Annotated in this window: 24 protein-coding genes; 13 read left to right on the forward strand and 11 right to left on the reverse strand. The window is 71.2% G+C overall.

Features of this window, described 5'->3' with window-relative positions; all coding sequences use genetic code 11:
• Genes ACZ4TR_RS25100 through ACZ4TR_RS25110 form a run of 3 tightly spaced genes read right to left on the reverse strand, consistent with a single transcriptional unit; the run spans position 1 to position 1,958 of the window.
• Positions 1-618 carry a ferric reductase-like transmembrane domain-containing protein gene (locus ACZ4TR_RS25100; protein WP_364522400.1) on the reverse strand — a complete coding sequence of 206 codons (618 nt, stop codon included), beginning with the start codon at positions 616-618 and terminating at the stop codon, positions 1-3.
• A complete protein-coding gene (locus tag ACZ4TR_RS25105; protein WP_465289269.1) occupies positions 611-1,408 on the reverse strand; it encodes a DUF4142 domain-containing protein in 798 nt (265 codons plus the stop codon). Before ACZ4TR_RS25105 ends, ACZ4TR_RS25100 begins: the two co-directional genes overlap by 8 nt.
• Positions 1,392-1,958, reverse strand: a complete 567-nt coding sequence (locus tag ACZ4TR_RS25110) for a hypothetical protein (protein WP_465289270.1) — start codon at positions 1,956-1,958, stop codon at positions 1,392-1,394. Before ACZ4TR_RS25110 ends, ACZ4TR_RS25105 begins: the two co-directional genes overlap by 17 nt.
• A gap of 261 nt (positions 1,959-2,219) precedes the next feature.
• On the opposite strand from ACZ4TR_RS25110, the gene ACZ4TR_RS25115 reads away from it, so the two are divergent.
• The 4 genes from ACZ4TR_RS25115 (at position 2,220) to ACZ4TR_RS25130 (ending at position 6,565) form a co-directional block, all read left to right on the forward strand.
• Positions 2,220-2,780: a sigma-70 family RNA polymerase sigma factor gene (locus ACZ4TR_RS25115; protein WP_364522406.1), complete on the forward strand. Its 561-nt coding sequence runs from the start codon at positions 2,220-2,222 to the stop codon at positions 2,778-2,780.
• A gap of 7 nt (positions 2,781-2,787) precedes the next feature.
• Entirely contained in the window at positions 2,788-3,585 is a 798-nt protein-coding gene (locus tag ACZ4TR_RS25120; protein ID WP_465289271.1) for a zf-HC2 domain-containing protein, read from the forward strand.
• A gap of 510 nt (positions 3,586-4,095) precedes the next feature.
• Positions 4,096-5,580, forward strand: a complete 1,485-nt coding sequence (locus tag ACZ4TR_RS25125; protein WP_465289272.1) for a DUF1996 domain-containing protein — start codon at positions 4,096-4,098, stop codon at positions 5,578-5,580.
• A gap of 43 nt (positions 5,581-5,623) precedes the next feature.
• Positions 5,624-6,565, forward strand: a complete 942-nt coding sequence (locus ACZ4TR_RS25130; protein WP_465289273.1) for an SCO0930 family lipoprotein — start codon at positions 5,624-5,626, stop codon at positions 6,563-6,565.
• Between the two features lie 640 nt (positions 6,566-7,205).
• On the opposite strand, the gene ACZ4TR_RS25135 is transcribed toward ACZ4TR_RS25130, so the two are convergent.
• Positions 7,206-8,270 carry an Lrp/AsnC family transcriptional regulator gene (locus tag ACZ4TR_RS25135; protein WP_465289274.1) on the reverse strand — a complete coding sequence of 355 codons (1,065 nt, stop codon included), beginning with the start codon at positions 8,268-8,270 and terminating at the stop codon, positions 7,206-7,208.
• A gap of 68 nt (positions 8,271-8,338) precedes the next feature.
• Between ACZ4TR_RS25135 and ACZ4TR_RS25140 the strand changes: the two genes are divergently transcribed.
• The 4 genes from ACZ4TR_RS25140 to ACZ4TR_RS25155 are packed head-to-tail and all read left to right on the forward strand — an operon-like array spanning position 8,339 to position 12,351.
• Entirely contained in the window at positions 8,339-9,532 is a 1,194-nt protein-coding gene (locus ACZ4TR_RS25140) for a M20 metallopeptidase family protein (RefSeq protein ID WP_465289275.1), read from the forward strand.
• Between the two features lie 4 nt (positions 9,533-9,536).
• Complete coding sequence (locus ACZ4TR_RS25145) at positions 9,537-9,734, forward strand: hypothetical protein (protein WP_465289276.1); 198 nt, start codon at positions 9,537-9,539, stop codon at positions 9,732-9,734.
• On the forward strand, positions 9,731-11,152 hold the full coding sequence (locus tag ACZ4TR_RS25150; protein WP_465289277.1) for a sodium:solute symporter family protein: 1,422 nt from the start codon (positions 9,731-9,733) through the stop codon (positions 11,150-11,152). The genes ACZ4TR_RS25145 and ACZ4TR_RS25150 overlap by 4 nt, the downstream gene beginning before the upstream one ends.
• Positions 11,149-12,351, forward strand: coding sequence for a metal-dependent hydrolase family protein (locus ACZ4TR_RS25155; protein ID WP_465289278.1), 1,203 nt, complete (start codon positions 11,149-11,151; stop codon positions 12,349-12,351). Before ACZ4TR_RS25150 ends, ACZ4TR_RS25155 begins: the two co-directional genes overlap by 4 nt.
• Before the next feature lie 4 nt (positions 12,352-12,355).
• Here ACZ4TR_RS25155 and ACZ4TR_RS25160 read toward each other — a convergent pair whose 3' ends face one another.
• Positions 12,356-12,721 (reverse strand): DUF2255 family protein, encoded by a 366-nt coding sequence (locus tag ACZ4TR_RS25160; protein ID WP_465289279.1) that lies wholly within the window; start codon positions 12,719-12,721, stop codon positions 12,356-12,358.
• Positions 12,718-13,518, reverse strand: coding sequence for an alpha/beta fold hydrolase (locus ACZ4TR_RS25165; protein WP_465289280.1), 801 nt, complete (start codon positions 13,516-13,518; stop codon positions 12,718-12,720). Before ACZ4TR_RS25165 ends, ACZ4TR_RS25160 begins: the two co-directional genes overlap by 4 nt.
• Positions 13,519-13,582: 64 nt before the next feature.
• Between ACZ4TR_RS25165 and ACZ4TR_RS25170 the strand changes: the two genes are divergently transcribed.
• Complete coding sequence (locus tag ACZ4TR_RS25170) at positions 13,583-13,969, forward strand: RidA family protein (protein WP_465289281.1); 387 nt, start codon at positions 13,583-13,585, stop codon at positions 13,967-13,969.
• A gap of 120 nt (positions 13,970-14,089) precedes the next feature.
• On the forward strand, positions 14,090-15,160 hold the full coding sequence (locus tag ACZ4TR_RS25175; RefSeq protein WP_465289282.1) for a DUF4236 domain-containing protein: 1,071 nt from the start codon (positions 14,090-14,092) through the stop codon (positions 15,158-15,160).
• Positions 15,161-15,199: 39 nt separating this feature from the next.
• Here the strand turns inward: ACZ4TR_RS25175 and ACZ4TR_RS25180 are convergent, their stop codons facing one another.
• Positions 15,200-16,357: a steroid 3-ketoacyl-CoA thiolase gene (locus ACZ4TR_RS25180; protein ID WP_465289283.1), complete on the reverse strand. Its 1,158-nt coding sequence runs from the start codon at positions 16,355-16,357 to the stop codon at positions 15,200-15,202.
• Positions 16,358-16,585: 228 nt separating this feature from the next.
• Between ACZ4TR_RS25180 and ACZ4TR_RS25185 the strand changes: the two genes are divergently transcribed.
• Positions 16,586-17,812: a cytochrome P450 gene (locus ACZ4TR_RS25185; protein WP_465289284.1), complete on the forward strand. Its 1,227-nt coding sequence runs from the start codon at positions 16,586-16,588 to the stop codon at positions 17,810-17,812.
• Here the strand turns inward: ACZ4TR_RS25185 and ACZ4TR_RS25190 are convergent.
• On the reverse strand, positions 17,784-18,365 hold the full coding sequence (locus ACZ4TR_RS25190; RefSeq protein WP_465289285.1) for a dienelactone hydrolase family protein: 582 nt from the start codon (positions 18,363-18,365) through the stop codon (positions 17,784-17,786). The genes ACZ4TR_RS25185 and ACZ4TR_RS25190 overlap by 29 nt on opposite strands.
• Before the next feature lie 22 nt (positions 18,366-18,387).
• Here ACZ4TR_RS25190 and ACZ4TR_RS25195 point away from each other — a divergent pair, with 22 nt between their 5' ends.
• Positions 18,388-19,179: a transglutaminase-like domain-containing protein gene (locus tag ACZ4TR_RS25195; RefSeq protein ID WP_465289286.1), complete on the forward strand. Its 792-nt coding sequence runs from the start codon at positions 18,388-18,390 to the stop codon at positions 19,177-19,179.
• Positions 19,180-19,235: 56 nt separating this feature from the next.
• The gene (locus ACZ4TR_RS25200; protein WP_364522438.1) at positions 19,236-20,255 is read left to right on the forward strand and encodes a YhjD/YihY/BrkB family envelope integrity protein; all 1,020 of its coding nucleotides are present in this window, start codon (positions 19,236-19,238) and stop codon (positions 20,253-20,255) included.
• On the opposite strand, the gene ACZ4TR_RS25205 is transcribed toward ACZ4TR_RS25200, so the two are convergent.
• The 3 genes from ACZ4TR_RS25205 to ACZ4TR_RS25215 are packed head-to-tail and all read right to left on the reverse strand — an operon-like array spanning position 20,230 to position 23,030.
• Entirely contained in the window at positions 20,230-20,841 is a 612-nt protein-coding gene (locus ACZ4TR_RS25205; protein ID WP_465289287.1) for a TetR/AcrR family transcriptional regulator, read from the reverse strand. The genes ACZ4TR_RS25200 and ACZ4TR_RS25205 overlap by 26 nt on opposite strands.
• 15 nt (positions 20,842-20,856) lie before the next feature.
• Entirely contained in the window at positions 20,857-22,020 is a 1,164-nt protein-coding gene (locus ACZ4TR_RS25210) for a thiolase domain-containing protein (RefSeq protein WP_364522442.1), read from the reverse strand.
• The gene (locus tag ACZ4TR_RS25215; protein WP_465289288.1) at positions 22,017-23,030 is read right to left on the reverse strand and encodes a thiolase domain-containing protein; all 1,014 of its coding nucleotides are present in this window, start codon (positions 23,028-23,030) and stop codon (positions 22,017-22,019) included. Before ACZ4TR_RS25215 ends, ACZ4TR_RS25210 begins: the two co-directional genes overlap by 4 nt.
• Positions 23,031-23,037 lie beyond the last annotated feature (7 nt).

Raw genomic sequence — 23,037 nt, forward strand, 5'->3', positions numbered from 1 at the left:
TCAGGCCACCTGCTCTTCCACGAGTCCGATGCGTTCGAGGGTCCGCGCGGGCATGAACCGCAGCAGCGACGTCGTGACCGCCGGGATGAGCAGCGTGATGCCGCCCAGCCAGACGACCGCGAGGTGGCCGTTGGCGATCGAGCCGAACCACGCGTGCAGCGCGGTCAGCGCGACGGCCGGGTAGGCGCAGCGGTGCAGCCACAGCCAGCGGCGGTAGGAGGTGAACCGCTGCAGGCCCGCGGTGAGCGCGATGGCCAGCATGACCTCGAAGCCGACGATGCCGATGCTGTGCCGGGTCTCCTGGCCCGACAGGAAGGGGAGGAACAGGTACTGCAGGCTGTAGGGCTGGACCGTCAGGTAGAAGAAGCCCAGCGCGTGGATGCCGCCGAAGATCAGCGTGCCGGTGGCCAGCACCATGTGGGAGCTGCGCAGCGCCTTGCGGCCGGTGACCGAGCGCACCCAGCCGGTGGCGGTGAGCACGCCCCAGGTGAGCGTCAGCATCATCGCCGCGTAGGACGCCCGGGCCGCGAAGGCCGCGAGGCCGCGGGCCGCCGGGTCGGTCTTCGGCTGGAACTGCTGGGTGAGGAAGAGCGTCGCGTCGTGCCAGGTCTCAACCATGGCTACCCCCGGTTCTCACGGTGGCCGGCCGGCGGGACGCCCGGGCGCGGCCGCGGTTGCCCTTGATCTGGCGCAGCACGTAGAAGAGGCCGCCGCCGACCAGGAGGAACAGCGCCGCCACCACGGCGATCTGGGACGAGTCGAGGCCGAGCGGCTGCCCGATGGGCGCGGCCGTGGTGGAGACGGCCGGCGCGGGGAGTGCGGTGTAGTCGACCATGCCGCTGCTCTCGAGCATCGTCATGTGCCGCAGGACGGCCTGGTTGCCGACGGTCGCGAACGCCCGCACGTCCTCGTTGCGGGTGCCGGCGCGCAGCTGCGCGAGGACGGCGAACACCTGGCCGTGCGCGGCGCGCAGGCGGTTGGCGAAGACGCTGTCGAACGACGGCCCGGGGGGCGCGTTCATCTCTTCGAGCAGCCAGCCGCGTTGTTCGTCCGAGGGCTGGTCCGGCACCGGCGAGTTGAGCTTCGCCGACAACGCGCGGGTCGCGACGTCGAGGCGGCCGTGGTCCATCATGATCGCGAAGCCGATCGCCTGGACCTTCGGGCTGCCCTTCTGCATCGCCATCATGCCGGAGGGCATCTCCCAGAGCCCGGCCTGGCGGACCTTGGTCAGCAGCACGGCGTCTTCGGGCGAGACCGCGGTCGTCTGGGCGATCGACGCCGGCGACACCGACGCGAGCAGCGTCAGCACCGCGACCAGCACGAACAGGACCCGGACCACCGGGCGGGAACGCTCGAGCGGGGACGGAGGGGCGAACTCCAGCCCGGCGTACTCAGATGCCGAAAGCATTGGTCCTCCACTCGTCCTGCGTCAGCGTGATCTTCTTGCCGTCCGGCGCGATCGGGTACCAGGCCTGGTCGGCGCCCTGGCCGGACGTGTCGGCCGGTTCGCTGTCGCCGGTGAAGTGGTACAGCGGCCAGCCGGCCAGGGTGAGCTGCTGGGTGCCGTCGTCACGGGTGATCTGGCCGATCAGCGACTGGTCGACGTCGATCGGCGCGGGGCCGCCGGTCTTGACCGGGATCCACTTGGCCGCGCACGCGTCGTTGCAGTTCGACCGGGACGGGTCGGTCGTGTCCCGGTCGTAGCGGTAGATCGTGTATCCGGTTCCGTCGACGAGGAGAAGACCGAGGTCGAACGTCTTCGCGGCCCTGATCTGGCTCTTCATCGGGTCGTTGGGGTTCGCGGTGATGGGCTGCGGCATCGCGAGGGTCAACGGGGCCTGCATACCGGGCATCTGCTGCATACCGGCGCCACCGTAACCGGACGAGGTCGTGGCCGCGCCGGCGGTACAGGCGGTGAGCAGGGCGAGTGCGGTGAGGCACACGGCGGAGGGGACCACCGTTCGGGGAATGCGTATCACTGCTCCTCCGTGGGCATGACTACGCGCAGTAGCCTGGGGTGAGGCGAAAATGCGCGCGAAAGATCCACTGTGGACATTCGGTCCGGAGTGAATGCGGAGCGTTGCGGGGGACAACGCGTTGTCGGGGGTCTTCGGTAGGGGATACGGACACGGTCGGGAAACGGTTCAAAAAAGTTTTGGCCCCCGGGTTGCGGCATTTGGTACTAGACGTACGCCGTCCGGCCCACCAGGATGTCCGGCGTGGGACGGCACACTCGAGCGCTGAGATCCGTCGAAGATCAGGAAGTCGTCGTCGAGCCCAACGACGCCCATGACGATCTGGCGAAGGCGCTCTACCAGGAGTTCGGCGGGTCCCTCATGGCGTTCGCGCTCCGGCTGACCGGCCACGACCGGCAGTGGGCCGAAGACGTCGTGCAGGAGACCCTGATCAAGGCGTGGCGGAACGCGGACAAGCTCGACCGCCAGCCGGAGATGCTGCGCGCGTGGCTGTTCACGGTCGCCCGCCGCATCGTCATCGACGGCTGGCGCAGCCGGAGCGTCCGTCCCCAGGAGCTCGAGGAGATCGAGTCCGACGCGATCACGGTGTCCGACGAGTCGGACCGGACGCTCGCCGCCATGATCGTCTACGAGGCGCTGCAGGGCCTTTCGCCCGAGCAGCGGGAGGCGATCCAGCAGACCTACCTGCGCGATCGCACCGTGAACGAGGTGGCGGCGACCCTCGGCGTGCCCCCGGGCACCATCAAGTCCCGCATCCACCACGCCGTCCGCGCGCTGCGCCGGGCCTTGCGTGAGCGGGGGTGATCGGAAGGTGGCCGGGTCCGCACACACCGACGTCGCCGCGTACGTGCTCGGCGTCCTCAGTGAGGCCGAGAGCACCCAGTTCGAAGCCCACCTCATGAACTGCCCGCACTGCCAGCTCGACCTCATCGAGCTCTACCAGCTGCCGGACGTGCTCGACCTGGTGAAGCGCAGCTGGCCGGAGCCGCCGCTGCCGGCGCCCGGCCCGCGCACCCTGGCGCCCGGGCCCCGCGTGCTGCGCGGCCTGATGGAAGAGGCCTCGGTGAAGCGCCGCCGCCGCAAGCGGCTCGGGATCATCGCCGGCGCCGCGGCCGCCGCGCTCGTCGTGGCCGGCCCGCTGGTGACCCTCGCGGTCCGGCCGGCCGACGCGGTCCCGCCCGCGTCGCTCTCGGCCCCGGGTACGAAGCAGCCACCGCCGGCGACGAGCGTCCTGGCGACGAGTGTCCCGGCCCCGTCCACCGGCACGTCGAGCGAGCCGGGCGGCGGCCAGACCTACGGCCGCGGCAGCGGGAGCGGCGGGTCCGCGGTGAGCGCGGTGATCAAGGTGTCCCCGGTGGAGTGGGGCAGCCGCGTCGACCTCGAGCTCCGCGGCATCGTCGGGCCGCTGAAGTGCCAGCTGTTCGCCATCTCGACGACCGGCGACGCCCGCGTCGTGTCCGGGTGGTCGGTGCCGCCCAAGGGATTCGGCATCCCCGGCTCCCCGGAGCCGTTGCGGCTGCAGGGTTCCGTCTCGCTGCCGATGGACCAGATCGCCCGCTTCGAGGTCCGCGGCGACGACGGAACCGTTCTCGTCGTCGTGCAGCGCTGACTCTTTCCCTCCCTGAGTCGTGTACGCCCCGGCCCGGCCACGCAGGCTCGCCCTGCCGCAGTGAATGACTCATTCCTGGCGCCGGACGCAAGGAATGAGTCATTCACTGCATCGGAGGCGGCCCGGCCCGGCGCGGGGTCGTGGCGTCAGCACTTACGGTGTCACAGCCCGCGCGTCCGGTTCTGGTCTGAACCACCGCCCCGGCTGACCCGTGGTCCAGGATATGAGCGAGTCGTTCAGGAAGTTCTTTTTCCGGTCTCACCGCGATGACCTGGGTGAATGGCGTCCGGTTGCGTTCTGCTTGATAACGAACAGATAACGGGCTGGTCGCTTTTGAACCTCGGCGCGCTCACGTCCGTATCCCCCAATGCATCCCCCGATGCATCCCGACAGCCGGAACCAGAGCTCCCCGCGGGTTCCGTGCGATCTCGACCTCAACCAACGGTAGTTCTTGCCCGGGCCGCCGCGCTATTCGGCGTGCCCGGAATAACGAACGAGGTGAACTAGTCTATGGCCCGGAATTCTCGGTCCCCCGTGACGGGCAAGCATCGCGTCGCCCGCCGTACGAAGATCGCCATGGGCGCGATCGGCCTGGCGATCGCCGTCGGCGCACTCGCCGTCGCGGTCAGCACGGGCCGCACGGGCGAAGCGAGCGCGGACCCCGCGGACCCGTCGTTCTTCATCGACATCAACAAGGTTCCCGCCGGCAACAACGTCAACGCGGCCTTGCAGAAGAAGGGTGCGCAAGGATCCTTCACCGTCGACTGTGGAACGAACGCGGACGGCGCGCACCACAACCCGGACAACTTCATCGCGCAGCCCGGGATCAAGAACGGCGCGCAGCACCTGCACGACTACGTCGGCAACGTGACCACCGACGCCGACTCGAGCCTCAAGAGCCTGCTCGCCGGCGACACCACCTGCAAGAACGGTGACCAGTCGGCCTACTTCTGGCCCGTGATCCGCATCGACCGCGAAGACGACGCGGCGAACGAGAACGAGAACCAGCAGGCCCAGCAGAACCAGCAGGGCAAGACCGGTGACGTCGAACAGGACCAGAGCGCCAAGGACGCCCAGGCCGCCGACGACGCCGGTCAGGGCCAGAACGCCCAGGACCAGCAGGACCAGAACGCGCAGGACCAGCAGGACCAGCAGGACCCGAACGCCCAGGACCAGAACGGGCAGGAGCAGAAGCGCCGGAACACCGGTGGCGGCGCGACCCGCAACGGTGACCAGAGCGCCCAGCAGCAGGGCGACCAGGGCCAGCAGGACCAGCAGCAGGCCCAGGACCGCCGTCGTGGCGGGCAGAACGGCGGCCAGAACAACGGCGGTCAGAACGGCGGCCAGAACGGCGGCCAGAACGACAACGGCGGCCAGAACGGCAACCAGAGCAGCTCGGCCGCCGCACCGCCGGCCGAAGAGCTCGGCGGGCCCGAAGGCGAGAACGAAGAGGTCGGCGACAACGACGGCGAGATCATCGAGCCGGAGTCCGCGACGCTGAAGTTCATCGGCGGCGGCGCCCGGAACGTCGTCCCGATGCCGCTCGGCCTCCGCGTCCTCTACGGTGACGCCAAGCAGAGCACCAACGGCCCGGCCAACGCCCGGCCCAGCTGGACCTGCACCGGGTTCGAGGACCGGCTGACCGACCTCTACCCGATCTGCCCCGCGGGCAGCAAGGTCGAGCGCATCCACGCCTTCCCGAACTGCTGGGACGGCAAGAACACCGACAGCGCGAACCACCGCACGCACATCGTGTTCGCGAACCAGCAGGGCAAGTGCCCGCAGGGCTTCAAGAACGTGCCCCAGCTGCAGGTGACCCTGGTCTACGACGTCCCGCAGGACGTCCAGCAGAAGGGCCAGTACAAAGTGGACGCCTTCGCCCAGGAAAAGCACAACCCGCGGTCCGACCACGACGACTTCGCGAACGTGATGAGCAAGAAGATCATGGGCCGCCTGGTCAACTGCATCAACTCCGGCAAGGCCTGCGCGGAATAGCCCTTCCGCACCAGTCAGTCCACGCCAGGAGGGAGAACGTCCGATGAACCGTGCTCGTCCGGGTGCCGCTGCCTTGTCCGCCGTCGCCGGTGTCGCGCTGGTCGCGGCCTGCGGGACCAACCCGTACGCCACGACCGGCCGGCAGGTGTCGCTCGGCGCGCAGCAGCTCTCGGCGAGCACGGTTCAGGCGAACTCCGGGGCCGGTCAGGCCCAGCTGATAACGTCCACTGTGGAGGGTCTCGGCGCGGTCCTCGCCGACGCCGAAGGCCACACGCTCTACCGCTACGCCCAGGACACCGCACAGCCCCCGAAGGTCGCCTGCGTGGACGCTTGCGCGGAAATGTGGCCACCGCTGGTCTCCGACTCCCCGGCCCTGGCCGCCGGGGTGGACGCTCAGCTCGTCAGCCTGGTCACCCGGCCCGACGGCCGCCGGCAGGTGACCGTCGCCGGCCGGCCGGTCTACCGCTACGCCAAGGACACCGGCGCCGGTATCGCGCTCGGCCAGAACGTCGGCGCGGACTGGGCGGCGATCACGCCGGAGGGGGAGAAGGCGGCGGCCGCGAGCCGGCCTGCCGCGCCGACCACCCTCGGCACCACCGACATCGGCGGCCTCGGCCCGGTCCTGACCGACCAGGCCGGCCGCACGCTCTACCTCTTCACCCGGGACGGCAGAGGTTCCGGGAAGTCCACTTGCGACACCGCGTGCGCGCGGACGTGGCCACCGCTTCTCGTCAACGGCCGCAGTACCGTCGCCGAAGACATCGACACCGGCCTCGTCGGGCAGATCGCCCGCGCCGACGGGAGCAGGCAGGTGACCGTCGGCGGCTGGCCCGTCTACACCTACGCCCAGGACGGCGCGCCCGGCGAGGCGACCGGCCACGGCGCGGGGGACACCTGGTACGCCATGGAACCCGACGGCTGCCGGGTCGACCCGCAGCGCCGGCCCGACACCGCCATCGCGACGGTCTCCACCGGCGGGTACTGACCCGCCCCACGAACCCGGCCCGGCGGACACTTCCCTCCACCTCACCCCCCCAGTCCGCCGGGCCGGTAGCACCACCCGAAGTACCGCGGGACCCCCGTCCCGCGCCCCGAGCCCCGGCCCGGGTGGACGCTTCCCTCCACCTCACCCCCCCCATGTCCCCCCGGGCCGGGATTCCTCACCCCACCCCGATCCGGCTTCGCCGGGTCAGCGAAGGAGGAAACAGGCGGGCGCCTTCCCGCCCCGCGAGTTCCGGCCGGTGGACGCTTCCCTCCACCTCACCCCCCGAGTCCACCGCGCCGGAACTCCTCCCCGACCTCCCAATCACACGTGATGCCCCTCCAGTCACGCGAGATGCCCTCCCAATCACGCAAGATCCCCCTCCGATCACGCGAACCGACTCTCCAGGTACGCAAGCCGACCGTCCAGGTACGCGAGCCGACTCTCCAGGTACGCGAGTTCCGCCTCAAACCACGCGAGATCCGGCTCCAGTCACCCGAGTTCCGCCCTCAGCCACGCGAATCACGGCTCCCCTCACGCGAGATCCGCCCAGACTTCCCGGCCCGCCGGCCACCCCTAGGTCACCCGGCCGGAACCCCCGAAGACCCCGGTCCGGTGGATGCTTCCCTCCACCTCACCCCCCTCATCCCCCGGACCGGCCCCCGCTGCGGTCCCCGTGCTCCGGCACGGGGACCGCGGCCCAGAAGTCCAGCGGCACGCGCCCGATCCCGCGCCCGGCCGCGTCGAGCAGGCGGCCCATCAGCTTGACGTTCCGCAGCGTCACCGCCCGGCCGGTGATCTCCAGCCACGGCAGCTTCGCGGCCAGCACCGCTTCCAGCGCCACCGTGTCGTGCTGCGAAGGCAGCCACACCACCAGCATCAGGTTCGCCGCCCCGGTCAGCGCCGCGCACATGCGCACCTCCGGCAGCATCGCCAGCGACCGCGCGGTCGTCTCCAGCTTGTCCGGCGGCACCCGCAGCCACAGCGTCACCGTGACCGGCGCGGGCGACGCCGACCGCGCGATCTCGCACCGGACGCGGATCGCGCCCCGGCCCAGCAGGGCGTCCAGCCGGCGCCGGACAGTCGTCGCGCCGACGCCGAGCTCGTTCGCCAGTGCCGCGGCCGACGCCCGGGCGTCGACGCCGAGGGCGAGGACCAGCGCCCGGTCCGCGTCGTCGAACCGCAGCGGCGCGCGGTTCTTCGCCGGCTTCGGGGAGAGGGCCTCGCGCTGCCCCGGCGAAATCGCCCGCACGCGCCACCGACTGCCCTCGGTGAACATCCGCGGCGACAGCACCGTGCGCACCCGCGCCACTCCGGGCACCGCCGCCACCCGGTCCAGCACGTGCGCGCCCAGCTCCCGCACCGTCGGCGCGACGACGTGGGCGAGCAGGTCGCACGGCCCGGCGACGTACTCGACCGTGACCACGTGCGGGTCCGCGGCCAGCGCCGACGCCACGCGCAAGGCGGCCCCTGGCGAGCAGTCGATCTCGACGAAGGCCAGCGCCAGCTGCGCGGTCAGCTCCCCGCCGACGTACGCGGTGAGCCACGCGTCCCCGCGCTCGACCAGCGCGTCCCAGTGCCGGGCGGCGGTCACCGCGCCCAGGCCCAGCGCGCGGCCCACCGTCGACCACGACGCCCGCGGCGCCGCCTGCAGCGCGTCGACCAGTTTGAGGTCCTGCTCGGTCAACATGGCGGATTCTTCGCTCATCGGCTCTCGCAACGGTGGTTTCAGGTAATTCCTGCGGCCATTGTGCTCGACACTTGCATGATCTGCGGATGACCCTGCGTTCGGACGCCGCCGCCCTGCTCGACGACCTGGTCGCCCTCCGCCGCGACCTCCACCGCATCCCCGAGATCGGCCTGCACCTGCCGCGCACCCAGGAGCGGGTCCTCGTGGCCCTCGACGGCCTGCCCCTCGAAGTGAGCCTCGGCAAGAACCTCTCGTCGATCACGGGAGTCCTCCGCGGCGGCAAACCCGGCGGTACCGTGCTCTTGCGCGGTGACATGGACGCCCTCCCGGTCACCGAAGCCAGCGGCGAGGAGTTCAGCTCGACCCTCGACGGCGCCATGCACGCCTGCGGCCACGACCTGCACACCGCGGGCCTGGTCGGCGCGGCCCGCCTGCTCGCCGCCCGCAAGGACGACCTGCCCGGGGACGTCGTCTTCATGTTCCAGCCCGGCGAAGAGGGCTGGGACGGCGCCGGCCGCATGATCGACGAAGGTGTCCTCACGGCGTCGGGCAAGCACGTCGACGCCGCCTACGGCCTGCACGTTTCGGCCGCCAGCTACGCGAAGGGCCAGTTCGTCGCCCGCCCCGGCACGCTCATGGCGGCCTCCGGCGCCCTCGAGGTCCGGGTGCTCGGCGCGGGCGGCCACGGCTCGTCCCCGCACGACGCCCGCGACCCGATCCCGGCGGCCTGCGAGATGGTGACCGCTCTGCAGACGATGGTGACGCGCACCTTCGACGTCTTCGACCCGGTGGTGGTCACCGTCGGCTCGTTCCACGCGGGCACCCGGCGCAACATCATCCCGGACGACGCGGTGTTCGAAGCGACGCTGCGGTCGTTCTCGCCCGAGGTCGCGGCGCGGGTGGGGGAGCGGGCCGTCCAGCTCTGCCAGGGCATCGCCCAGGCACACGGCCTCGACATCGACGTCACCTACGAGCCGGAGTACCCGGCGACGGTCAACGACGCGGCCGCGTACGACTTCGTCGCCGCCACGATCCGTGACGTCTTCGGCGAAGAGCGGTTCACCGAGATGGCCGACCCGATCACCGGCTCGGAGGACTTCTCCCGCGTGCTCGAACGCGTGCCCGGCGCGTACCTGTTCCTCGGCGCGTGCCCGACGGACCCGGCCACCGCGGCGGACAACCATTCGCCACGCGCCCGCTTCGACGACAGCGTGCTCGGCGACGGCGCCGCGCTGCTGGCCGAACTCGCCGTCCGCCGGCTCGGGCTCCTGGCCGGGTGACGCCGTGCGCAGCTACCACTGGCCCCCGGTGCTGCCCGTGCTCGCGCTGGTCCTGATGCCGTTCCTGCCGTTCGTCAACACCACCGGGCTGTGGCTCGGGCTGCCGCGGATGATCGTCTGGGGCGCGTTCTGGTGCCTGATGTTCACCCCGGCGCTGCTGCTGTCCGAACGCCTGATGCGCGGGCGGGAGGAGGAGCCGTGATCCTCACCTTCACCCTGGTGGGCATCGTCCTGATCGGCGTTCTCGGCTTCGTCGGACGGCGCAAGCCCGTCGCCGACCTCGCCGAATGGACCGTCGGCGGCCGCCGCTTCGGCGCGCTGACGATGTGGTTCCTGCAGGCGGGCGAGGTGTTCACCACCTTCACCTTCCTCGGGATGGCCGGTCTCGCGTTCTCGGGCGGCGTCGCGGCGATGTACGCGCTGCCGTACGTGCCGATCGCCTACGTCGTGCTGTTCTTCCTCGCGAAACGCCTCTGGACGCTGGGCAAGGAACGCGGCTACCTGACGCAGGGCGACTTCCTCGAGGACCGGTACTCCAGCCGGGCGCTCGGGACGCTGTCCGCGGTGCTCGGCGTCGTGTTCGTGCTGCCGTACCTCCAGCTGCAGATCACGGGGCTGGGCCTGATCGTCCGGCTGGTCACCGGCGACAGCGCGTCGGGCACGCTCAGCATGGTGACCGGCAGCGTGCTGGTGGTCGCGTTCGTGCTGTGGGCCGGGCTGCGCGGCGTCGCGGCGACGTCCTACTTCAAGGACGGGATCATGCTGGTCGCGCTGGTGGTGCTGATCATCGCCGTGCCGACGCACTTCGCCGGCGGGATCGGGGGAGTGTTCCACAAGATCGAGCAGCTGCACCCGGAGAAGCTGATCGTCCACAGTGGAGCGAACGATCACGTCTGGTTCGTGACGAGCATGCTGGTCAGCGCGATCGGCGTCGGGCTGATGACGCTGCCGCACTCGTGGCCGGCGCTGATGTCCGCGCGCGACCCGAAGGTGCTGCGGCGCAACTACACCTGGATGCCGGTGTACGAGCTTTCGCTGTTGCTGCCGATGATCATCGGGTTCGCGGCGATCGTCGTGGTGCCCGAGGGCAGTGACCCGAACGGCGTATTGCTGACGCTGTCGAAGGATGCTTTGCCCGGCTGGGTGACCGGGGTCGTCGTGGTCGCCGCGACGGCCACCGCGATGGTCCCGGCGGCCGGGATCCTGATCGGCATCTCGTCGCTGGTGGCGCGCAACATAGTCCGCGTCCGCAGTGGCCGCAAGCAGTTCTGGATCAACCACGGCACGGTTGTGCTCGCGAGTACTCTTGCCCTCGTGCTCGGCATCTTCCGGCCGGATCTGCTGGCCAACCTGCTGTTGCTCACGTATTCGGGCTCGGTCCAGCTGGCCCCGGCCAACCTGCTGGGCTTCCTGCGACGGGTGCCGGTCGGCAAGGGCCCGGTGTTCGCCGGGCTGATCGCCGGCGAGCTCGTCGTGATCTGGCTGACCTTTGTGGACACTCACTTCGCCGGCACGGTCAACGTGGGCCTGATCGGGCTCGGCGTCAACGTCGTCGTCCTCGGCCTGGCCGTCGTGGTGGACCGGTTCGTGGTTTCGGCTTCGGCCAAGGAGGCGGCGTGACGCGCACGGTTTTCACGGGCGGTTCGGTGTTCGACGGCACCGGCGCGGAGCCGGCGTCGGCGGACGTCGTCGTCGAGCACGGCCGGATCGTCGACGTCGGCACGGACCTCGACGGCGACGAGGGTGTCGACTGTTCCGGCGCGGTGCTGCTGCCCGGGCTCTTCGACTGCCACGTGCACGTCACGGTGTCGGAGATCGGGCTGCTGTCGCGGGTGCAGAAGCCGTTCTCCTACCAGTTCTACGAGGCGGCGCGGAACCTCTGGGCGACGCTCGGGCTGGGCATCACGACGGTGCGCGACGCGTCGGGCGCGGACCTCGGCATCAAGCAGGCGGTGGACGACGGGCTGATCCCGGGGCCGCGGCTGCAGATCTCGATCGGGCTGATCAGCCAGACCGGCGGGCACGGCGACAGCTGGAACCCGTCGAGCATCTGCGTGCCGCTGCTGGTGCCGCACCCGGGGCGCCCGGACGCGACGGCCGACGGCCCCGACGAGATGCGCCGCGTCGCCCGGACGCTGCTGCGCGCGGGCGCGGACGTGCTGAAGGTGTGCACGACCGGCGGCGTGCTCTCGCCGCGCGACGACCCGCGGCACTCGCAGTACACCCCGGAGGAGCTGGAGGTCCTGGTCGCCGAGGCGGCCGCGCAGGGCCGTCCGGTGATGGCGCACGCCCAGGGCGCGGCGGGCATCAAGAACGCGGTCCGGGCGGGCGTCCGGTCCATCGAGCACGGCATCTACCTCGACGACGAGGCGATCGAGCTGATGCTGGGCCACGGGACGTGGCTGGTCCCGACGCTGATCGCCCCGGTCAACGTGGTCCGCGCGGCCGACGCGGGCGTCGACCTGCCGGCTTCCGTGGTCGCCAAGGCGCGCGAAGTGGTGGAGGCGCACCGCGATTCGGTCCGCCGCGCGTACGCGGCCGGGGTCCGGATCGCGATGGGGACCGACAGCGGAGTCGGGCCGCACGGCACGAACCTGGAGGAACTGGCCCTGATGGCGGCGTGCGGCATGACCCAGGCGGACGTCCTGGAGGCGACGACGTCCTCGGCGGCCCGGTTGATGGGGCTGGACGGCGAGCTGGGGCGGATCGAGCCGGGCCTGCGGGCGGATCTTGTCGTGGTGGCGGGGGATCCGTACGACTTCCCGGCGCTGGCGTCGAACATCCGGGAGGTCTGGAAGGACGGGGTCCGGGTGGTCTGAGGCGCTACCGGGGGTCGAGCCGGAGGGTGGTCGCCGCGGCCTCGGCCGTCACCATCGCGTCGGTGCCCCCGCCGGCGTACTTGGTGCGGTAGGCGGCATCCACGTCGGCCGTGGCCCGCGTCGAGGCGGCGCCGATGTCTTCGATCGCGACCTCGGCTTCCAGGCCCGGCACGCGAACGCGGGCGCGGCCGGAGCGCACCGCGGCGCCGAACCAGCCGGTGTCCCGCCGGTACCAGGTCCGCACGTACACCTGCCCGCCCGCGCACACGACCCAGATCGGGACCCACCGCCGCGATCCGCCGACGGCTATCTCCAGCTCCTGGGCCGCGTCCAGGAGGCTCAAGTCGCCGGGCGTCCAGGCGTTCGTCACGACGCCTCCGGGCTCAGCAGTTCCTTCAACGCCACCGCGAACTTCGCCGGGTTCCGCTGCGGAGCCAGGTGGGCCCCCGGCATCTCCGTGAACGGCAACCCCAGCTCCAGCGCCAGGATCTTCGCCGGCTGGTAGTGGTAGCGCCCGCGGCTGCCTTCGCCCGCCACCGGGATGATCTCCGTGCTCGCCCTGCGCAGGGCACGCAGGTCCGGCAGGTAGTCGAAGAACTCCGTCAGCTCGCGGTCGAACAGCCGGATCCAGTCGGCCTCGTGCGGGAGGCGCAGGTTGGGCAGGTCGGGCAGCGCCGCGCCCGCGATCGCGTCGGCGAAGCGCGTCACCGCGGTCAGCAGCTCGCCCGACCGGGCCAGCCGGACCTGGTCCGCGGCCGCTTCGAGCCAGCCGCCCGCGTCCGGCATCAGGTGCACCGCCGGGGGTTCGTGCGCGACCAGCGTCGTCACCCGGTCCGGGAAGCGGGCCACCAGGTCGAGGCCGATCAGCGCGCCCGCGCTCGTGCCGAACACCAGCGCCGGGGCGCCGGTCGCGTGGTCGAGCACCGCCCGCGCGTCGTCGGCCTGGCGGAACACCGGGACCGGGCCCGTGGTGGTGTCCGTGCTGCCGAAGTGACCGCGCCGGTCGTACGTGATGACGGTGTAGTCCGCGTACAGCTGCTTCGCCAGCGCGCGGTAGGAGTCACCCGCCCCGGTGCCGCCCGCGATGAGCAGCAGCGCCGGGCCCTCGCCGCCGCGGCGGACGAGGAGCTCGCCGTCCTCCACCGGGCAACGGCTCTCCGAGATCATGCGTGGAAGTCAAGCACAGACAATGAAGTGGACGGCGCGGTGGTCGGCCCCTAGCGTGCGCGGCATGGGTGAACGGCGAGCGATCCTCAGCGGGTCGACCTTCGAGGAGCAGATCGGCTACGCCCGCGCGGTGGTCGACGGCGACCGCGTGTACGTGTCGGGCACGACCGGCTTCGACTACGCGACCATGACCATTTCCGACGACGTCGTCGAGCAGGCGGCCCAGTGCCTGCGCAACATCGCGGCGGCGCTGACGGAGGCGGGCTGCACGCTCGCGGACGTGGTCCGCGTGCGTTACCTGCTACCCGAGCGCGAGGACTTCGAGCCGTGCTGGCCGGTGCTGCGCAAGGCTTTCGCGGACGTCCGCCCGGCGGCGACGATGCTGCAGTGCGGCCTGGCGGACCCGCGCATGAAGATCGAGATCGAGGTGGACGCGCACCTGCCGTCCTGACCTGCCCGACATCGTCGAAGTCCCCATCACGCGAAGATCTCAGGCCGGTTGCGTTCGGTGGTCCGCCGTAGCGATCACCGCTTCCCGTACGACGTGGTCACGGACGGGAAGCGAGGACACATGTCGATCTACCTGCGCACCAGCATCCGGCTGGGACCGGTCCGGGTGGGGGTTTCGAAGTCGGGCATCGGTGTTTCCGCCGGTGTCCCAGGGTTGCGAGTGGGCGCCGGGCCGCGCGGGAGCTATGTGCGGATCGGTGCCGCCGGGGTGTCCTACCGCGCGACCGTGGGCGGACGCCGCGGGCGCACCGATGCTCGCGGATCCGCGCCGGTACCCGCGTCCGTGCTGCCGGAACCCGGTGATGTCGTGCTGTCCGACGTGACCGGCAAACGCGCGGAAGAGCTCCTGCCGGCGACGCCCAGCACCCTCGTTGCGCAGCTCAATGCTGCGGCGGGCGCGCACCGGATTTGGCCCTGGGTGCTCGTCGCGAGCCTGCTCCTCGTCGCGGCGACTCCGTGGATCCTCCTGGCCGGCCTCCCGCTCACCATCTGGGTCGCCTGGCGGGACAAGATCCGGCGGACCGTGGTGGCGTTCTACGAGGTCGACGGCCCCGCGCAGCAACAGTTCGAGCGCCTGCTCGGAGCCTTCGGCGAGGTCTGCCGCGCGCACAACGCGTGGAGCACGGTCGCGCGCGGCGACCTGCAGACCACCTACCAGCGCAAGGTGAACGCGGGCGCGGGTTTTCTGGTCCGGCGCGAGCCGCTGCGCCGCGGGGTGGGCGGATCGGCTCAGCTCGAGTCGAACATCGCCATTCCTTCCCTGCAGTCGGCCACCCGATCGGTTTACTTCCTCCCGGACCGGATCCTGGTCCGGGACCGGAACACCTACGCGGACCTGGCCTACGGCGCGGTCTTCGCGGTCGCCGGAGCCACCCGGTTCATCGAGGACGGGCAGGTGCCTCCCGACGCCGTCCAGGTGGACACGACCTGGCAGTACGTGAACAAGCGGGGTGGCCCGGACCGGCGGTTCAAGAACAACCGCCGGTTGCCCGTCATGCGCTATGGCGAGGTGGATCTCTCGACGAACCAGGGGTTCGCTGTGCACTGGTCGTTTTCCGCCGAGTCGGCTGCGCAGGCGCTTGCGGCCGGTTTCGCCGCGATGACCCGTCATCCCGGCGCGATGGCCGGCTGAGGCTCACCGTGTTCGGTGCGTGGACGCGCACCTTCCCGGTTAGAGGCGTTCGATGATCGACGCCGTGGCGAGGGCGCCGCCGGCGCACATCGTCACCAGGGCCGTCGAGGCGTCCCGGCGCTCCAGCTCGTGCAGCGCCGTCGTCAGCAGGCGGGCTCCCGTGCTGCCCACCGGGTGACCCAGCGCGATCGCGCCGCCGTTCACGTTGACCCGGGCCGGATCGGGCGCCATAACACGCTGCCACGACAGTGCCACCGAAGCGAACGCCTCGTTCACCTCGAACAGGTCCGGGTCGGCGATCGTCATCCCGGCGCGGGCGAGCACCCGCTCGGTCGCGCGGATCGGGCCGTCCAGGTGGTAGTACGGCTCCGCGCCGACCAGGGCCTGCGCCACGATCCGGGCCCGCGGCCGCAGTCCGAGCGCCGAAGCCCGCGAAGAGTCCATCAGGAGCAAAGCCGCCGCGCCGTCGGAAATCTGCGAGGACGTCCCCGCCGTGTGGATGCCGTCCGCCACCACCGGCTTCAGCCGCGCCAGGCCTTCGGCCGTCGTCTCGCGGAGGCCCTGGTCGCGGCCGACCAGGCGGGTCTCCCCGGTCGGGGAACCGGAATCGGACAGGACCGGGGCCTTCACCGGTACCACTTCGCGGTCGAAGTGCCCGGCTTCCCACGCGGCCGCCGCCTTCTGCTGGGACGCCGCGCCGAACGCGTCGACGTCGGCGCGCGTCAGGCCGCGCCGGACGGCGATGCGCTCCGCCGCGCCGTACTGGTCGGGCAGGTCGATCGACCACGACGCCGGCCGCGGGGACGCTCCCGCCCGGTTCGTGCCCAGCGGCACCCGGCTCATCGCCTCGACGCCGCACGCGACGCCCACCTCGAGGGCGTCCGCGGCGATCAGACCGGCGATCAGGTGGGTCGCCTGCTGCGCCGAGCCGCACTGGGCGTCGATCGTCGTCGCGCCGGCCGTCTCGGGGAGGCCCGCGTGCAGCCACGCCGTGCGCGTGATGTTGTTGGACTGCTCGCCGGCCTGCGTGACGCAACCGCCGATCAGCTGCTCGACCAGGACCGGGTCGATCCCGGCGCGGTCGAGCAGGGCCTGCTGCGCGGCACCCAGCAGCTCGGCCGCGTGCAGGCCGGCCAGCAGCCCGCCCCGCTTGCCGATCGGGGTCCGCACGGCTTCGACGATGACCGGCACGCCCATGTCGTCCCTTTCGTCGGTGTCATGCTGTTACCCAAAACTAGAACAAGTTATCATTCTGTGCAAGCGACCCCAGGGTCGACGCGATCTTGATCTCTGCCGAGTGAGCGCACGTTCACCTGGCCTCATCGGTCAAGTTAACGGGTTTCACTGAACGGTCTTCCGCAAGTTAACACCGTATGCTCTAATCGGTCTTAGAACGTGTTTCAAAGGCGAACCGTGGGAGGCAACGTGGCCGCTCCGCTCATCCCCGCCGGTTTCGACTTCACGGACCCGGACCTCTACGCCCAACGGCTGCCCCTGGCCGAATTCGCCGAACTCCGGCGGACGGCGCCCGTGTGGTGGAACCCCCAGAAGACCAACACCGCAGGCTTCGGCGACGACGGCTACTGGGTCGTCTCGCGGCACGAGGACGTGAAGGAGGTCTCGCGCGACAGCACGCTCTACTCGTCCAGCGAGAAGACCGCGATCATCCGCTTCGACGAGAGCATGACCGAGGACCGCCTCAACGCGAACCGCCTGGTCCTGCTCAACATGGACGCGCCGCAGCACACGAAGCTGCGGAAGATCGTGTCGAAGGGCTTCACCCCGCGCTCGATCGCGAAGCTCGAAGACACCCTGCGCGACCGCGCGGAGCGGATCGTCTCGGAGGCGCGCAAGAAGGGGTCCGGCGACTTCGTCACCGACGTCGCGTGCGAGCTTCCCCTGCAGGCCATCGCCGAGCTGATCGGCATCCCCCAGGAAGACCGGCTCAAGATCTTCGACTGGTCGAACCAGATGGTCGCCTACGACGACCCGGAGTACGAGGTCGAGCCCCTCGAGGCATCCGCGCAGCTCATCGGCTACGCGTGGAACATGGCCGAGGACCGCCGCAAGTGCCCGATGGACGACATCGTCACGAAGCTGATCCAGGCCGACGTCGACGGGGAAGCGCTCGGCTCCGACGAGTTCGGCTTCTTCGTCATCCTGCTCGCCGTCGCCGGCAACGAGACGACGCGCAACGCCATCACCCACGGCATGAAGGCGTTCCTCGACCACCCGGACCAGTGGGAGCTCTTCAAGGAGCAGCGGCCGAAGACGGCGCCGGACGAGATCGTCCGCTGGGCCACCCCCGTGGTCGCGTTCCAGCGCACGGCCACCCGTGACACCGAGCTCGGCGGCGCGCACATCCGCAAGGGCGACCGCGTCGGCATGTTCTACAGCTCCGCCAACTTCGACCACGAGGTCTTCGCCGACCCGGAGAAGTTCGACATCCTCCGCGAAGACAACCCGCACGTCGGCTTCGGCGGCACCGGCTCGCACTACTGCATCGGCGCCAACCTGGCCCGGCTGGAGATCGACCTGATCTTCAACGCGATCGCGGACGTGATGCCGGGCATCACCGAGGCCGCGCCCCCGGTGCGGCTGCGGTCGAGCTGGCTCAACGGGATCAAGCACTACCCGGTGCGGTACGCCTGAGGAACTCCTCGGCGCGCTGCCAGGTGAGCGCGGCCGCGCGTGCGTCGTGGTCGGGCCCGTCCGCATCGGTGTAGAAGTGGCCGATGCCGGGGTAGCGGAACACCTCGGCATCGGCGCCCGACCGGGTCGCGGCGGTGAACCACGCCGCGACCTGGGCCGGGGGCGCGATCGGGTCGGGATCGGCGACGTGGACCTGCACGGGCAGGCCGGCGCGGCTCCCGGCGGGCAGGTTCCCGAGGGCGTGCAGCAGCAGGACACCGGCGGTGCCGGGCCGGTGCGGCAGCACGGTCTCGACGACGCCCGCCCCCATCGACACCCCCACCAGCACGGTCTCGGCGGGGAGGTCGCGCACGGCTTCGCGGGCCCGCCGCGTGATGGTCTCCCAGCCGACGACGTCCTTCAGCGCGAAGCCCTCGTCGAGGGTCGACGCCGTCCGGCCGTCGTAGAGGTCCGGCGTCACCACGCGGTGCCCGCCCTCCCGCAGCCGGTCGGCGATACCGAGTTCGACGGGCCGCAGCCCCAGGACGGAATGGAACAGCGCGATGTCGGTCACCCGACCATGACATCATGAGGCGATGGCCCCGCGAGCGACCGTCGACGTCGAGTTCTCCGTCCGCGTCACCGAACCCGGTCCCGCCGCGATCTCGGTCGCCGCGGCGCACGCGGACACCGAAGAACTCACCGTCTCCTGGCACGGCGAAAGCGAGCTCGTCGAGTTCGAGCACGGTACCCGCGCCGAGGTCTTCGACTTCCCCGCCGGCGAGCACCGCGTCACCTACCACGCCGAACGCGTGCTGGCCGAGCCCGAACCCGAGCCCGTCACGCGCGCCGAGGCCGCCGTCTTCACCCGGCCGAGCCGGTACTGCCCGTCCGACCGGGTCGCCGGGCTCGTGCCGCCGGAGCTGTTCTCCCTGAAGAGCACCAAGAAGAAGGTCGACACGATCGTCCGCACCGTCCACCAGCGACTGTCCTATGTGGTCGGATCCAGCCGGCCGACCGACGACGCGATCGACACGCTCCTCGCCGGGCAGGGCGTCTGCCGCGACTTCGCGCACGTCTGCGTCACCCTGTGCCGGTTCCTCGACATCCCCGCGCGCTACGTCGGCGTCTACGCGCCCGGGCTCTCCCCGATGGACTTCCACGCCGTCTTCGAGGCCGGGGTCGACGGTCACTGGTACGTCTTCGACGCCACCCACCTCGCTCCGCGCCAGACCATGCTCCGGATCTCGACCGGCCGCGACGCCGCGGACACGTCCTTCCTCGCCACCCTCGGCTGCGAGCTCGACTTCCTCGGCAGCACGGTCTTCGCGACGACGGACGCCGCACTCCCGGTGGACGACGGCACGGGGCTCGTGGTCCTGGGCTGATGGGCCAACCGCGTGTTGCCCGCGCGAAGTGGCCGTCCGCTGGGTAGACAGTGTCCGTGAAGAGTTCCCCGAAGGCCCCGAGCCCCTGGGCGCGGGCCCGTGCCCGGTACCGGTGGCTGGACCACATCGCCCGCGCCGCCGACCGCTACCTCGACGCCGGCGGTTACCACTACATCGCGTCCATCACCTACTTCAGCCTGCTGTCGCTGGTGCCGCTGCTGATGGTCGCGTCGTCGGTCGCCGGGTTCGTGCTGGCCAGCCAGCCGGCCCTGCGCGAGACCCTCGTGCACGCGATCGTGTCCACGCTGCCCGGCGGGCTCGGCGACAAGGCCACCGACCTGCTCACCGGCTTCGTCGAGCAGCGGACCAGCGTCGGGCTGTTCGGCCTGGCCATCGGCCTCTACTCGGGCTGGAACTGGATGAACGCGCTGCGGGACTCGCTCACCGCGCTGTGGGGGCAGAACCGGTCCGACCAGTCGCTGCTGCGGCTCATCGCCGTCGACCTGCTCGCGCTGATCGGCTTGAGCGCGGCGCTCGTGGTGTCGTTCACGATCACGATCTCCGGCACGGCGCTCGGCAGCTACCTGCTGCGGCTGGCCGGGCTGGACGACACGAGCTGGGGGCACCAGCTCGTGTCGGCGTCGTCCGTGCCGCTGGCGCTGGTCGCCGACTGGCTGGTGTTCCTGTGGGTCCTCACGCGGCTGCCGCGGCAGAAGGTGGGCGTGCGCAGCGCGGTGCGCGGCGCGATCGCCCTGGCCGTGGGGTTCGAGCTGCTCAAGCTGGCCGGCGGGTTCTACCTCCGGCTGATCGGCGACTCGCCGACCGGCATCGCGTTCGGCTCGGTCATCGGCCTGATCTTCTTCATCTCGCTCGTCGCCCGGCTGCTCGTCTACGTCACGGCGTGGACGGCGACCGGCTCCGACGCGCCGCCGAAGCCGGTCCAGCCGCCGGCGCCGGTCGTGCTCGAGCCGGTGATCGTGGTGGACCCGCCGGTCGCGGTGCCGGCCACCGTAGGCGTCGTGACCGGGGTGGTCGGGACGCTGCTGGCGCTCAGGTGGCGACGTTCGCGAGACTGAAGAGCCGGTCCAGCTGGTGGTCGATCAGCGCGATCGCCGCTTCCGGCGTCCGCTGACCCAGGATGATGCTGGTCTGCAGGCCGTCGACGCTCGAGAGGAGCAGCTCGGCCTCCGGCATCAGGTCGAGGTCCGGCGCCACCTCGCCGCGGTCGCGGCCCCACGCGAGCAGGTCCGCGGTCAGCCGTTCCAGCTCGGGCGGCGCGGCGCTGAACGCCGAGGCCAGGCCGGGGTCCGAAAGCGACCGGACGAAGTAGGCGAGGTGCACGAGGTAGCGCGTGCGGCGCTCGTCACCGACCGGCAGCATCCCGACGAGCAGGGCGCGCAGCACCTCGCGCGGGGGCGCGTCCTCCTCCGGGCCGATGCCCGCGCGGATGCTCTCCCCGGCGTCGGCGTTGAGGATTTCGAGCGCGCCGAGCAGCAGGTCGTCCCGCGTCCCGAAGTAGTACTGGACGAGCCGCAGCGAAACGCCGGCCTCGGCCGCGACCTTGCGCAGCGACACGTCTTCGAGCCCGCGCGTGCTCGCGATCCGCCAGACGGCCTCGGCGATCTGGCGGCGGCGTTGCTCGTGGTCGGCGAGTCTCGGCATGGTGGGTCGAGCGTATCAACGTGGCTTGGCGGCGCCGACGACCCACATCGAGAAGTACTGCGACCCACCGCCGTAGGCGTGCCCGAGCGCGATGCGGGCGCCGTCCACCTGGTAGTCCCCGGCCCGGCCCATCACCTGCTTCGCGGCTTCGGAGAAGCGAAGCATGCCGGACGCGCCGATCGGGTTGGACGAGAGCACCCCACCGGACGGGTTGCACGGCAGCCGCCCGCCGATCGCCGTCTCGCCGGCCTCGGTGACCTTCCAGCCTTCGCCTTCGGGCGCGAATCCCAGGTTCTCCAGCCACATCGGCTCGAACCAGGAGAACGGCACGTAGATCTCGGCGACGTCGACTTCGGACATCGGGTCCGTGATGCCCGCCTCGGCCCAGAGCGCGGCGGCGGCGTCGCGGCCGGCTTGCGGATTGACCTGGTCGCGGCCGGCGAACGTCGTCGGCTCGGTGCGCATCGCCGTCGCGTGGATCCACGCGGCACCGCCTTCGACGGCGTCGCCCGCGGCCTCGTCGCCGAGCACCATCGCGCACGCGCCGTCGGACGAGGGGCACGTCTCGTCGTAGCGGATCGGGTCCCACAGCATCTGCGACTTCCGCACCGACTCGACGGTGATGTCGGCCTGCCGCAGGTGCGCGTACGGGTTGAGGGCGCCGTTGCGCCGGTCCTTCGCCGCGACGATCGCCCCGACGTGCTCGGGCGCGCCGGAGCGGCGGATGTAGGAGCGCACGTGCGGGGCGAAGTAGCCGCCCGCGCCGGCGCCGACCGGCATCTGGAACGGCGGCAGGATCGACAGGCCCCACATCGCGTTCGACTCGGACTGCTTCTCGTACGCCACGGTCAGCACCCGGCGGTGCACGCCGGACTGGACGAGCGAGGCGGCGACCAGGGCCGTCGACCCGCCGACCGAACCGGCGGTGTGCACGCGCAGCAACGGTTTCCCGGTCGCGCCCAGGGCGTCGGCGAGGAAGAGCTCGGGCATCATCACGCCCTCGAACAGGTCCGGCGCCTTGCCGAGCACGACGGCGTCGATGTCGGCCCAGCCGACCTGGGCGTCGGCCATCGCGCGGTCGATCGCTTCGCGGAGCAGGCCCGGCATCGAGACGTCCTGGCGCTTGGCCCGGTGGTGCGTCTGGCCGGTGCCGAGCACGGCGGTGAGCTGCTTGGTCATCGGGCCTCCAGCACGGTCACCAGGTTCTGTTGCAGGGCCGGCCCGCTCGTCGCGTGCGCCACGGCCTTGCGGGATTCGCCGCTGTGGATCCGGGCCGCCGCTTCGCCGATGCGCGCGAGGCCGGCGGAGAACATCGGGTTCGCGGCGAGCGCGCCCCCCGAGGGGTTGATCTTCGCGGTGTCGTCGAGTTTCAGGGCCGTCCGCAGGATCAGCTCCTGGTGCGTGAACGGCGCGTGCAGCTCGGCGAGGTCGGCGCCGTCGAGGTCCAGGGCCTGGCCCGCGGACTCCGTGGACGGGCTCCGGGTGAGATCGCGGGCGCCGAGCACGGGGGAGTCGACCCGGTGCTCGATGCCCTGGATCACCGCCGGGTGCTCGACGATGTCGCGCGCACGTTCCACAGTGGACAGGACGACCACGGCGGCGCCGTCGGTGATCGGCGCGATGTCGTGCCGGCGCAACGGGTCGGCGAAGTACGGGGTGTCGAGCAGTTCGCTGACGTCCTTGCCGGTGCCGCGCGCGGCGACCTCGGCCAGGTCCTTCTCGGACCAAAGCCCGGCCTCCAGGCCCAGCCGCGCCTGGATCCCGGCGATCGAGACCGAGTCAGGCCACAACGGCGTGACGACGTACGGGTCGAGCTGCAGGGCGAGCACCCGGCGCAGCTGCCCGGCGCTGGACTTGCCGAAGCCGTAGACGAGCGCGGTCTCGACCTCGCCCATCTTGATCTTCAGCCAGGCCTCGTAGAGCGCCCAGGCGGCGTCCATCTCGACGTGCGACTCGTGGATCGGCGGGAACGCGCCGATCGCGTCGACGGCGGCGATGAACGAGAAGGCGCGCCCGGCCAGGTAGTCCGACGAGCCGGAGCACCAGAACCCGATGTCCTGTTTGGACAGGCCGGTCTTGGCGAACACCTCGGAGAAGATCGGGACGAGCATTTCCACGCCGTTGGTGGTGCCCGGGGTCTCGCGGACGTTGGGGGCCTTCGCGAAGCCCGCGATCGCGACGTCTGGCATCAGGACC

The sequence above is a fragment of the Amycolatopsis sp. NPDC028719 genome, from assembly GCF_055565395.1.